Source organism: Xanthomonas sp. 10-10, assembly GCF_040182365.1.
Lineage (GTDB): Bacteria > Pseudomonadota > Gammaproteobacteria > Xanthomonadales > Xanthomonadaceae > Xanthomonas > Xanthomonas arboricola_F.
The window spans coordinates 3,965,950-3,977,402 of record NZ_CP144460.1 but is presented as its reverse complement, the minus strand read 5'-3'; the positions used below and the strand labels follow the sequence as shown (position 1 = coordinate 3,977,402).

Below are 11,453 nucleotides of genomic sequence, written 5' to 3'. Positions count from 1 at the left end.
CCGAATGCCCAATCCCGAATCCCATGACAAAAAGAATACCGCTGCTGATCGATACCGACCCGGGCGTGGATGACGCGCTGGCGTTGCTGATGGCGTTCAACGACGCCCGCCATGAAGTGGTCGGGCTGACCATCGCCGCCGGCAACGTAGGGTTGGAGCACACCGTGCGCAACGCCCTGAAGGTCTGCGAGATCGCCGGCCGCGCGGATGTGCCGGTGTATGCCGGTTGCCCGCAGCCGCTATTGCACCCCTCGGTCGATGCAGCGCACGTGCACGGCATCGATGGCTTCGGTGATGTCGGCCTGCCGGCGGCCAGGCGCAGCGCCGAGGCCGAGCATGCGGCGCTCGCCATCCTGCGTCTGTCGCACGACTACGCCGGCGAGCTGTTGCTGGTGGCCCTGGGCCCACTGACCAACCTGGCCCTGGCGCTCACCCTGGACCCGACCCTGCCGCAGCGCGTCGGCCGGCTGGTGGTGATGGGCGGGGCGCTGACCGGGCATGGCAACATCACGCCTGCCGCCGAATTCAACATCGGCTTCGACCCGGAGGCGGCGCATATCGTGTTCCGCGGCTTCCCGCACTTCGACGTGGCCGACTGGGAAGCCACCATCGCGCACGGCCTGCTGCATCGCGATGTCGAGCAATGGTTGGCGGCCGATAGCGCCCGCGCCCGCTTCTATGAAGAAATCTCGCGCAAGACCCGCCTGTGGTCCGAAGACAGCCGTGGCGAGTACTGGTACGCCGCCGACGCGCTGGCGATGGCGTTCGCGCTGCACCCGGAAGGCGCCCAGCGCCTGGAGCAGCGCCCGGTCCATATCGAACTGTCCGGTACGCACACCCGCGGCATGACCCTGGTGGACTGGAACCGGCAGGGTGGCGCGCCCGACAACGCCAACCTGCTGCTGGAGTACGACCGCCAGCGGTTCTACGGCCTGGTCGGGGCGGCGTTGGCGGCCGGCTAGGGCGACCTTGCGCCGGGCGAGCGGAGGCCGCTATAATGCTCGGCTTATCCAGGCAGCCCGGCGCCAAGTCCATGAAAGATAACGTGCATCCCAACTACAAAGACGTCGTCTTTCACGACGTGACGTCCGACTTCAAGATTCTGACCCGTTCCACCATGGGCTCGAAAGAGACCGTGAAGTGGGAAGACGGCCAGGAATATCCGCTGATCAAGGTGGAAATTTCCTCGGCGTCGCACCCGTTCTATACCGGCAAGCACAAGGTGATCGACACCGGCGGCCGTATCGACAAGTTCCAGAAGCGCTACGCGCGCTGAACTTGCAGGACGGGCTGTACCGACAACGGTCGCGCATTGCGCGGCCGTTGTTGTTTGGAGCGCCGGCGCTTCGCTTGCGTGGTCCCGACAGGTGCGTCTACGACTTCTGTCCAAGCGACGGCCAAAATGCTGCTGTGCGATAATGACGTGATCCGAGGCGATGCCTTGGACTTCCATCACGTGCCTGCCCATGTGGGATCAGGCGCCTTCCACTGAAGGAGCGTACACAGTGTCCGATCTTGATCAGGTCACGCTCAACGCCGGCGACAAGTCGGTCGTTCTGCCGGTTCTCAAGCCCACCTTGGGCAATGACTGCGTCGATATTTCCAAGCTGACCAAAGAAACCGGTCTGTTCACCTACGACTCGGGCTTTACCGCCACCGCCAGCTGCAAGTCGGCCATCACCTATATCGATGGCGACAACGGCGTGTTGTTGTACCGCGGCTATCCGATCGAACAGCTCGCCGAGAAGTCCAGCTTCCTGGAAGTGTCGTATCTGCTGATGAACGGCGAACTGCCGACGGCGGACGAATTCAAGAAGTTCGACCACGAAGTGACGCATCACACGATGATGCATGAGTCGCTGAAGAACTTCCTCGGCGGTTTCCGCCACGATGCGCACCCGATGGCCATGCTGGCCGGTTCGGTCGCCTCGCTGTCGGCGTTCTACCACGACACCCTGGACCTCAACGATCCGGAACAGCGCCGTCAGGCCGCCATCCGTCTGATCGCCAAGGTGCCGACCCTGGCCGCCGCCGCATACCGCTATTCGATCGGCTGGCCGATCCGCTACCCGCGCAACAACCTGAACTACGTCGACCGCTTCCTGCACATGATGTTCGAAGTGCCGAGCGAGCCGCTGGAGATCAATCCGGTTGTCGCCAAGGCACTGGATCTGCTGTTCATCCTGCATGCCGATCACGAGCAGAACGCCTCGACCTCGACCGTGCGTCTGGTCGGTTCGACCGGTGCCAACCCGTATGCGTCGGTCGCTGCCGGCATCACCGCGCTGTGGGGCCCGGCACATGGCGGCGCTAACGAAGCGGTGCTGAAGATGCTCGAAGAGATCGGCACTGCCGATAACGTCGAGTCGGCCGTGGCCAAGGCCAAGGACAAGAACTCCTCGTTCCGCCTGATGGGCTTCGGTCACCGCGTCTACAAGAACTTCGACCCGCGCGCCAAGATCATCCGCGAGATGACCCACAAGGTGCTGGGCGAGCTGGGCGTCAACGACCCGCTGCTGGAAGTGGCGTTGAAGCTGGAAGAAGCCGCGCTGAAGGACGACTACTTCGTGCAGCGCAAGCTGTACCCGAACGTGGACTTCTACTCGGGCCTGATCTACAAGGCGCTGAATATTCCGGTGGAAATGTTCACCGTGATGTTCGCCATCGCGCGCACCGCCGGTTGGGTGTCGCATTGGCTGGAGCAGCAGGTCGACCCGGAAATGAAGATCGGCCGTCCGCGCCAGATCTACACCGGTTACGACAAGCGCGACTACACCGACAGCGCCAAGCGTTAATCGGCTGAAGATCGTCTGCGTAAACGAACGCCCCGCATTGCGGGGCGTTTTTGTTGTTGCCTGCTGGAGCGCAAGCGCTTAACCAAGCGGCTGACAAACGTAGCGAGCAGTTGCGGAAGAGTGCTGGCGGCGTGCGCAGCGATGTAGCGTTTGCGCGCGTTTACTCCCGTTGCTGGTAGGCGTCAGTCTCCTGTTCTGCGAGCAACTGCCGCAATTGTGCGGCCGAGGCGCGGGGCATCGGTTTTTCGTCCAGCTGCGACAGCGGCGCCTGGCGTAGCGCGTCGTAGGGCAGCACCGTCAGGTCGAAGGTCAGCTCCTCGGCACTGAACAGCCACACCGGGAAGTCGCCGCTGCGCTCGCGGTCCAGCCGCAGACGGCGGGTGCGCGCTTCGGCCGGGATGCGGTGTTCTTCCAGAAACCGCTGTAATGCGTCCGGATCGTCGCTATGCAGCTGCAATTGCACCGGTGCGTTTGCATCGGCAGTACCGTCCAGTACCGGGCCAATCAATCGCGGCTGGAACTGGCTCAGGAATTCCAGTGCGCGCAAGGCCGCTTCGCGGCGTTGTCGCAGCCGCGCTGCGTGGTCGGGCCCGGCGAACAGGCGCTGGTATTGGCGTAGCGCATCTTCGATCTCGCGATTGCGCGGCAGCGATGCGTCGTCGTGGATGCCGAGCCGGCTGGCGGCCTTGAGCTTGGCCTGATGGAAATCGCGGATGCCGCCTTCGGCCATCAGCCGGGCGGCTTCGTGCGCCAGGCGGTGGCGACGTTCTCGGGTTCGCGTATCGGCGTGTTCGCGCGCGTGATGCATGGCCGGGCTCCCCTAATGAACCTGGTCCGACTCTACATCAGCGGCATGAAGAGGTGGCGAATGCGCCATGCCATCCCGGACGTGGCAATCACGCAACGGTGCTTGCGTCTGCGTCTACGCGAGCCACCAGCCGATGCGCATCGATCGGGGAACCGGGCCGGCGATGCCGTTCCGATTCCCCATTTCCGAATAACGAACCCCGAATCCCGGCCCTCAAAAGATATCGAACGCCTTCTCGTCCTGCTGTTCCTGCAGGCCGTAGTCGTAATCCTGCAGGCGATCCAGGTCTTCGTTCTTGACCCACTCGACCGCGCCATTGATGGTGGCCTGGGTCATGCCCTCGGGCGGGTCGTTGGCAGCGATCGGCTTGTCCTTCAGTGCCACGCGCATGTAGTCGATCCAGATCGGCAGTGCGGCCTTGCCGCCGTACTCGCGATAGCCGAGCGAGCGGAAGTCGTCGCGGCCCACCCACACGGTGGTGGCGTACGGGCCGCCAAAGCCGGAGAACCAGGCATCGCGGTGGTCGTTGGTCGAGCCGGTCTTGCCGCCCACGTCTTCGCGTCCCAGCACCTTGGCCGCCGTGCCGGTGCCGCGCTGAACCACGTCGCGCATCATCGACACCAGCTGGTAAGCGGTGCGCGCATCGATGGCGCGTGGCGCGATCTTGGTTTCGGCGATCGCCGCCGGTGCGGCTTGTGCTGGCGTCGGCGCCGCGTCGGTGGCCGGAGCCGCCGGCGGCGTGGCCGGCGCCTGGGCGCCGAAGTTGAACCCGTCCACCACCTGGCTCACCGGCGCGGCCGTGCCGCCCTGCAACGCACAGGTGCGGCAGGCCACCGCAGGCACTTCCTTGAACACCACAGTGCCGTCGCGGTCTTTCACCTCATCCACGATCCAGGTGTCCACGCGCGAGCCGCCATTGGCGAACACCGCGTAACCGCGCGCCACCGACAGCGGCGTCAGCGACGCGGTGCCCAGCGACATCGACAGGTTGGGCGGCAACTCGGCTTCCTGGAAACCGAACTGGCTGATGTATTTGCGTGCAAAATCGACGCCGATCGCATCCAGTAGGCGCACCGACACCAGGTTGCGCGATTGCACCAGCGCCTCGCGCAGCCGCATCGGGCCGCGGAAGCCGCCGCCATCGTTCTGCGGCGACCAGGTCTTGCCACGACGATCGCGGAACACCACCGGCGCATCCAGCACGATCGAGGCCGGGTTGAAGCCCTTCTCGAACGCCGACGCATACACGAACGGTTTGAAGCTGGAACCGGGCTGGCGGCGTGCCTGGGTAGCGCGATTGAACTTGTTGCCGGCAAAGCTGAAGCCGCCGACCAGGGCGCGCAGTGCGCCGCTGTCGGCATCCAGCGATACCAGCGCGGCCTGGCCGCGCGGCAACTGGTCGATGATCCATTCGCCGTCTTTCTCGCCAGCGCGGATGCGGGTCAGGTCGCCGCGCGTCAGCAGCTTGGCCGGGGTCTTGTTGGTCCAGCGGCTGGCGCTGGGCGGCAGGGTCAGCTCGGTCTTGTCGCTCAGTACGACGGTCACGCCGCCGTCGGCATTGGTGCGTGCCACGATCACCGCGCGCAGACCGCCCTGGGTGAACGCGCCGGCCAGATGCTTGGCCAGGGCCGGTGCATCCGCATCGGCGGCGACATCGAAATGCTGCTCCACGCCGTGCCAGCCATGGCGGTGGTCGTACAGGCGCAGGCCTTCGGCAACCGCCGCATCGGCGCCGGTCTGCAGGGTGGAATCGATGGTGGTGGTGACGTGGTAGCCCTTGTTGAGCACATCGCCGCCGTACTTGGCGATCATCTCCTGACGCACCAGCTCGGCCACGTATGGCGCGTACACCTCGACCGGCGGCTCGTGCGGCTTGGCATGCATCGGCACCGCCTTGGCGGCATCGGCTTCGGCCTGGGTCACGAAGCCCAGGTCGGCCATGCGCTGCAGCACGTAATAGTCGCGGCGTTCGCGCGCGCGCTCGGGGTTGCTGATCGGGTTGCCGCTGGACGGGAACTTGGGGATACCGGCCAGCGACGCCATCTCGTCCAGGCTCAATTCGCTCATCTTCTTGCCGTAGTAGTACTCGGCGGCGGCACCGACGCCGTAGGCGCGGTTGCCGAAGAAGCTCTTGTTGAGATACAGCTCGAAGATCTCGTCCTTGCTCAGCTCACTCTCGATCTTGCGCGCCAGCAGGATCTCGGCAAGCTTGCGGGTGTAGCTGTATTCGGAACTGAGGAAGAACTGCCGCGCCACCTGCTGGGTGATGGTCGAGCCGCCCGGCACGCGCTTGGCGTCGGTACTGGCCAGCAGCCACACCGCGCGGGCGATGCCCTTGTAGTCCACGCCCCCGTGCTCGTAGAAACGCGCGTCCTCGGTCGCCAGGAAGGCCTGCTTCAGGCGCAGCGGCACGTCCTTCATCTGGATCGGGTAGCGTCGGGTCTCGCCGTAGACGGCCATCAGGCGACCGTCGCTGGAATAGACGTACATCGGCTCCTGCAGCTCGACCTGCTTGAGCGACTGTACGTCCGGCAACTTCGAGGAAATGGCGTAATACAGGCCGCCGGCAGCAATGGCGCCGAGCAGTGCGAGCACAACGAGCGTGGCCAGGATCCAGCCCAGCCAACGGCGAATACGGGGCATGTAAGAGAGATTCCGATTGCAGATTTCTTGGTCACAGAGTATAGATGACGCCGGGTTTGGCTGGGGCCGAACTCTGGGGATCGCAGAAGACAGCACTGGGGTCACGTTCGCGGGGTCATTGCCTTGCGCGTGAAGGGCTTGTCAACTGTTAAAATTTGATTATTAATACGAGGGCGCAGACATGCGTCCAAGTGCCCGTCGGCAGGGGAGTTACCGTGGGGCTTTTACCCAAGAGTCAGTCGCCACTGATTGGTGTCGATATCAGTTCTACTGCCGTGAAGCTCTTGCAGCTGTCGCGCAGCGGGAACCGTTTTCGCGTGGAGCATTACGCGGTGGAGCCATTGCCGCCGAATGCGGTCGTGGAAAAGAACATCGTTGAAGTCGAGGCGGTGGGCGAAGCCATTCGCCGCGCCATCAACCGTTCCGGCAGCAAGGCCAAGAACGCGGCTGCGGCCGTGGCCGGGTCTGCGGTGATCACCAAGCTGATCCCGATGCCGGCCGACCTGGACGACAGCGACCTGGAAGCCCAGGTCGAACTGGAAGCCACCAATTACATTCCTTACCCGATCGAGGAAGTGAATCTCGATTTCGAGGTGCTCGGCCCGATGCCCAACAGCCCGGACATGGTCCAGGTGTTGCTGGCTGCCTCGCGCTCGGAGAATGTCGAGCTGCGCCAATCGGCGCTGGAACTGGGTGGTCTGACTGCCAAGGTGATGGACGTGGAGGCCTTCGCGGTCGAGAACGCGTTTGCCCTGGTCGCCAGCGAACTGCCGGTGGCCGCCGATGCGGTGGTGGCGCTGGTCGATATCGGCGCCACCATGACCACGCTGAGCGTGCTGCGCTCCGGTCGTAGCCTGTACAGCCGCGAACAAGTGTTCGGCGGCAAGCAGCTCACCGACGAAGTCATGCGCCGCTACGGCCTGACCTACGAGGAAGCCGGCCTGGCCAAGCGTCAGGGCGGTTTGCCGGAAAGCTACGAGGTCGAAGTGCTGGAGCCGTTCAAGGAGGCAACGGTGCAGCAGATCAGCCGTTTGCTGCAGTTCTTCTATGCGGGCAGCGAATTCAATCGCGTCGACTGCATCGTGCTGGCCGGCGGTTGCGCTGCGCTGTCGCGGCTGCCGGAGATGGTGGAAGAGCAGCTGGGCGTGACCACCGTGGTGGCCAACCCGCTTGCGCAGATGACGCTGGGTCCGAAGGTCCAGGCCCACGCGCTGGCGCTGGATGCGCCCGCCCTGATGATCGCCACCGGCCTGGCCCTGAGGAGCTTTGACTGATGGCAAGAATCAATCTACTGCCCTGGCGCGCCGAGCGCCGGAAAGCGCGCGAGCGTGAGTTCTATTCGATGCTCGGCTTCGCCGCGCTCGTTGGCGTGCTGCTGTCGGCGCTGATCTGGTTCTACTACGACGCGCAGATCAGCGGCCAGACCGAGCGCAATGCGTTCCTGACCACCGAGATCGACAAGGTCAAGGCGCAGAACGAGGAGATCAAGGAACTCGACAAGAAGAAGGACCGCCTGCTTGCGCGCAAGAAGGTGATCGAGGAACTGCAGGCCAACCGCTCGCAGATGGTGCATCTGTTCGATTCGCTGGTGCGCACCATTCCCGATGGCGTGGCGTTGACCAACATCAAGCAGGACGGCGACATCCTGACCCTGGAAGGCCGCTCGCAGTCCAACGCGCGCGTCAGTGCCTACATGCGCAACCTGGAAGGCTCGGGTTGGATGACCAATCCGGATCTGTCCATCATCGAAGCCAAGAGCCAGGACAAGGCGGCCGGACCGCCGGCAGCCTCGTCGATGGATACCAAGGCATTGCCTTACGTGTTCACGCTGAAGGTTAAGCTGGCCAACCCGAACGAGGCTGACAAGAACGGCGCCGCGCCCGCGGTGGTGGATCCGGCTGCACCGGCTGCCACGCCGGCGGGTACGACGCCCGCTGCCCCGGCAGCGGCACCTGCGCCTGCAACGCCGCCGAGCGCACCTGCGGCTGCACCGCAGGCAGCGCCGGCGCCTGCCAATCGGCCGCAGGAGGGGGCGGCGTCATGAGTAAGAAATCATTCAAGCTCAGCGATCTGGACTTCAACAACATCGGCGGTTGGCCGCAGCAGGCGCGCATTGTGTTCTGCGTGGTGGTCGGCCTGTTCATCATGGTGCTGGCCTGGTTCCTGTCGATCAGCGGAAAGCGCGATGATCTGGAAGGGCTGGAAAGCACCGAAACCCAGCTGCGCACCGAGTTCGAGACCCAGCAGGGGCGTGCGGTGAACCTGGAGCCGCTCAAGCAGCAGCTCGCGCAGATGGAGCAGGTGCTGCAGCAGATGCTGCGTCAGCTGCCCAGCAAGACCGAAATGCCGGACCTGATCATCGACATCTCGCAGACCGCGCTGTCCAGCGGCCTGTCGAACGAGTTGTTCCAGCCGGGCCCGGAATCGCCGAAGGAGTTCTACGCCGAGAAGCCGATCGCCCTGCGCATGGTGGGCAGTTACCACCAGTTCGGTGCCTTCGTCAGCGGCGTGGCCTCGCTGCCGCGCGTGGTGATCCTGACCATGCACGACATCAACCTCAAGCCCAAGGACGCCAAGGCCGGTATCACGCCGCGCGGTGCGCTGGAGCTGTCCGGCACGGTCAAGACCTATCGTTATCTGGACGATGAGGAAATGGCCGAGCAGGAAAAGGCGGCGGCCGACGCTGCGAAGAAGGGCGGCCAATGACCATGAAATTGCTCAAGATCCTGTCCTGCGTGGCGCTAATTGCAGTATTGCCGGCGTGCACGCGTGGCGTGACCAGTACCCCCGGCGATGCGCCGAATCTGGAAGCCTGGGTGGCCGAGGTGCGTGCGCGTCCTGCGCCGCCGCTGGAGCCGCTGCCGGTGATGCAGCAGTTCGAGACGTTCGAATACTCGGCGCAAGTGATGCGCGACCCGTTCAGCGATGCCTGGGTCAGCGCGGAAGGCAGCAACGGTACCCGTCCGGACCCGAACCGGCGCAAGGAACCGTTGGAAGCCTTCCCGCTCGACGCCCTCGACATGGTGGGGACCATTGGAGGCGGCTCGGGCCTGATCGCGCTGGTGATGGCGCCGGATAAGGTGACGTACCGGGTGCGGCCGGGTGTGTATCTGGGACAGAGCGATGGCCGGGTGACCGGGGTCTACGAAGACCGCATCGAGCTGATTGAACTTGTGCCGGACGGTGCGGGTGGATGGCTTGAACGGCCGGCCGCGCTCGCATTGGATGATCAATAAAGTGATAGGGGATAGCACGATGACGTTTTCCAATGCCCAGCGGCTGCGTCCGGTTCGACGCCACGCGATGCTCCAGGCCTGCGCGTTGGGGTTCGCGCTGGCGCTGGCCAGTGGCAGCTCGTTCGCAGCCGCCGCGCTGAACCAGCCTGCGCAGGATCCGGCCAAGGCCGTTCCGGCGAGCCTGGCGGTGTCCAAGATCGATTTCAAGCGCGGCGAAGATGGCGCAGGCCGTCTGATCCTGAAGTTCGACGGCCAGGGCGCCAGCCCGGACCTGCGGACCCAGGGCGACAGCGTGCTGGTGGACATCAGCAACGCCAAGTTGCCGCCGGAACTGCAGCGCCCGCTCAATGTCACCGACTTTGCGACGCCGGTGCAGCGGGTGGAGGTCAAGCCGTCCGGCTCTGGCTCGCAGCTGGTGCTGTCGACCAAAGGCGCGTTCGATTCGCTGGCCTATCAGACCGGCAACGAGTACGTGGTCGAAATCACCCCACGCAAGGGCCAGCCGGCCGTTGGTGGCGTGAGTGCCGCATCGGTGACCCAGGCCGCTGCCCAGATCGCCGCACGCGGCTATAGCGGACGTCCGGTGACGTTCAACTTCCAGGACGTGCCGGTACGCACCGTACTGCAGCTGATCGCAGAAGAGTCCAACCTCAACATCGTCGCGTCCGACACCGTGCAGGGCAACGTCACGCTGCGCCTGATGAACGTGCCGTGGGACCAGGCGCTGGACATCGTGTTGCGCGCCAAGGGTCTGGACAAGCGCCGCGACGGTGGCGTGGTGTGGGTCGCCCCGCAGCCGGAGCTGGCCAAGTTCGAGCAGGACAAGGAAGACGCCCGCATCGCGATCGAAAACCGCGAAGACCTGATCACCGATTACGTACAGATCAATTACCACAACGCCTCGGCCATTTTTAAGGCGCTCACCGAAGCTAAGGGAATTGGCGGCGGCGGTGGTGGCGGCCAGGGGGGCGGTGGTGCAGGTCAGCAGGACAACGGATTTTTATCGCCGCGCGGTCGCCTGGTTGCTGATGAACGCACCAATACGTTGATGATCAGCGATATCCCGAAGAAAGTCGCGCAGATGCGCGAGCTGATTTCGCATATCGATCGCCCGGTGGATCAGGTGTTGATCGAAGGACGGATTGTCATTGCAACAGATTCGTTTGCGCGTGATCTGGGTGCCAAGTTCGGACTGGGTGGAACTCATACCTACGGCGACAATGTTGCAACGATTGGCAGTAACGCACCAGGCGGCGGTGTTGCTGCTGGAAGGGGGCTCAATGTGAATCTGCCAACTGGTGCCTTCACAAGTGGAGCAACGGCTCCAAGTCTTGCCTATACGCTTTTGGGTTCGAATTTCAACCTGGATCTCGAATTGTCTGCCTTGCAGCAGGAAGGACGCGGCGAAGTCATTTCCAATCCCCGGATCGTGACTTCCAACCAGCGCGAAGGTGTGATTAAGCAGGGCCGTGAAATCGGCTACGTGACGGTGACAGGTGGCACCAACGGAGCTGCGGCAACACCCAATGTCCAGTTTAAAGAAGTCCTTCTGGAACTGAAGGTGACGCCTACGATCACCAACGACAACCGCGTCTTCCTCAACATGAACGTCAAGAAAGACGAGGTCGACCAGCTGATCGAACTGCCGAATTACGGTACTGTTCCTTCAATCAATCGTCGCGAGATCAACACCGCTGTCCTGGTGGACGATGGCCAAACTGTTGTAATCGGTGGCGTCTACGAGTTCACCGACCGCTCCAGTGTCAATAAGGTTCCATTCCTTGGCGATGTGCCATTTCTTGGCAACCTCTTCAAGAGCCGCGGTCGTAACAAGAGTAAGGCAGAGTTGTTGATCTTCATTACACCGAAGGTGCTACGAGTGGCGTCAGCGGTGCGCTGATATCTCGCGCAGTTGATGCAGTACATCAAAGAGGCCAGGCATGTCATGTACGTGCCTGGCCTCTCTAGTTT

The 11,453-nt window shown here is 63.6% G+C and carries 10 protein-coding genes; 8 read left to right on the top strand and 2 right to left on the bottom strand.

The genetic code is table 11. The features are described from left to right. The first annotated feature begins 23 nt into the window (after positions 1–23). From VZ068_RS16655 to VZ068_RS16645, 3 genes are all read left to right on the top strand, one after another. The gene (locus VZ068_RS16655) at positions 24–962 is read left to right on the top strand and encodes a nucleoside hydrolase (protein WP_259162683.1); all 939 of its coding nucleotides are present in this window, start codon (positions 24–26) and stop codon (positions 960–962) included. Positions 963–1,033: 71 nt separating this feature from the next. Beyond that, positions 1,034–1,276 carry a type B 50S ribosomal protein L31 gene (locus VZ068_RS16650; protein ID WP_010364531.1) on the top strand — a complete coding sequence of 81 codons (243 nt, stop codon included), beginning with the start codon at positions 1,034–1,036 and terminating at the stop codon, positions 1,274–1,276. Positions 1,277–1,505: 229 nt separating this feature from the next. Then, on the top strand, positions 1,506–2,795 hold the full coding sequence (locus VZ068_RS16645; RefSeq protein WP_039409911.1) for a citrate synthase: 1,290 nt from the start codon (positions 1,506–1,508) through the stop codon (positions 2,793–2,795). 160 nt (positions 2,796–2,955) lie between these two features. Here VZ068_RS16645 and VZ068_RS16640 read toward each other — a convergent pair whose 3' ends face one another. Beyond that, the gene (locus tag VZ068_RS16640) at positions 2,956–3,603 is read right to left on the bottom strand and encodes a hypothetical protein (RefSeq protein WP_259162682.1); all 648 of its coding nucleotides are present in this window, start codon (positions 3,601–3,603) and stop codon (positions 2,956–2,958) included. A gap of 213 nt (positions 3,604–3,816) precedes the next feature. Then, complete coding sequence (locus tag VZ068_RS16635) at positions 3,817–6,342, bottom strand: penicillin-binding protein 1A (RefSeq protein ID WP_259156127.1); 2,526 nt, start codon at positions 6,340–6,342, stop codon at positions 3,817–3,819. A 119-nt stretch (positions 6,343–6,461) separates the two neighbouring features. On the opposite strand from VZ068_RS16635, the gene VZ068_RS16630 reads away from it, so the two are divergent. Genes VZ068_RS16630 through VZ068_RS16610 form a run of 5 tightly spaced genes read left to right on the top strand, consistent with a single transcriptional unit; the run spans position 6,462 to position 11,382 of the window. Continuing rightward, positions 6,462–7,520, top strand: coding sequence for a pilus assembly protein PilM (locus VZ068_RS16630; protein WP_039423791.1), 1,059 nt, complete (start codon positions 6,462–6,464; stop codon positions 7,518–7,520). Next, positions 7,520–8,290 (top strand): PilN domain-containing protein, encoded by a 771-nt coding sequence (locus tag VZ068_RS16625; RefSeq protein WP_349655915.1) that lies wholly within the window; start codon positions 7,520–7,522, stop codon positions 8,288–8,290. The genes VZ068_RS16630 and VZ068_RS16625 overlap by 1 nt, the downstream gene beginning before the upstream one ends. Beyond that, entirely contained in the window at positions 8,287–8,952 is a 666-nt protein-coding gene (locus tag VZ068_RS16620; protein WP_349655914.1) for a type 4a pilus biogenesis protein PilO, read from the top strand. The genes VZ068_RS16625 and VZ068_RS16620 overlap by 4 nt, the downstream gene beginning before the upstream one ends. Then, positions 8,949–9,482, top strand: coding sequence for a pilus assembly protein PilP (locus tag VZ068_RS16615; protein WP_316688200.1), 534 nt, complete (start codon positions 8,949–8,951; stop codon positions 9,480–9,482). The genes VZ068_RS16620 and VZ068_RS16615 overlap by 4 nt, the downstream gene beginning before the upstream one ends. Positions 9,483–9,501: 19 nt before the next feature. After that, entirely contained in the window at positions 9,502–11,382 is a 1,881-nt protein-coding gene (locus VZ068_RS16610) for a type IV pilus secretin PilQ family protein (protein WP_349655913.1), read from the top strand. Positions 11,383–11,453 lie beyond the last annotated feature (71 nt).

Coding starts and splice junctions, on each gene's coding strand:
- VZ068_RS16610 (WP_349655913.1), top strand. CDS start 9,502: ATGACGTTTTCCAATGCCCAGCGGCTGCGTCCGGTTCGACGCCACGCG.
- VZ068_RS16615 (WP_316688200.1), top strand. CDS start 8,949: ATGACCATGAAATTGCTCAAGATCCTGTCCTGCGTGGCGCTAATTGCA.
- VZ068_RS16650 (WP_010364531.1), top strand. CDS start 1,034: ATGAAAGATAACGTGCATCCCAACTACAAAGACGTCGTCTTTCACGAC.
- VZ068_RS16640 (WP_259162682.1), bottom strand. CDS start 3,603: ATGCATCACGCGCGCGAACACGCCGATACGCGAACCCGAGAACGTCGC.
- VZ068_RS16620 (WP_349655914.1), top strand. CDS start 8,287: ATGAGTAAGAAATCATTCAAGCTCAGCGATCTGGACTTCAACAACATC.
- VZ068_RS16625 (WP_349655915.1), top strand. CDS start 7,520: ATGGCAAGAATCAATCTACTGCCCTGGCGCGCCGAGCGCCGGAAAGCG.
- VZ068_RS16655 (WP_259162683.1), top strand. CDS start 24: ATGACAAAAAGAATACCGCTGCTGATCGATACCGACCCGGGCGTGGAT.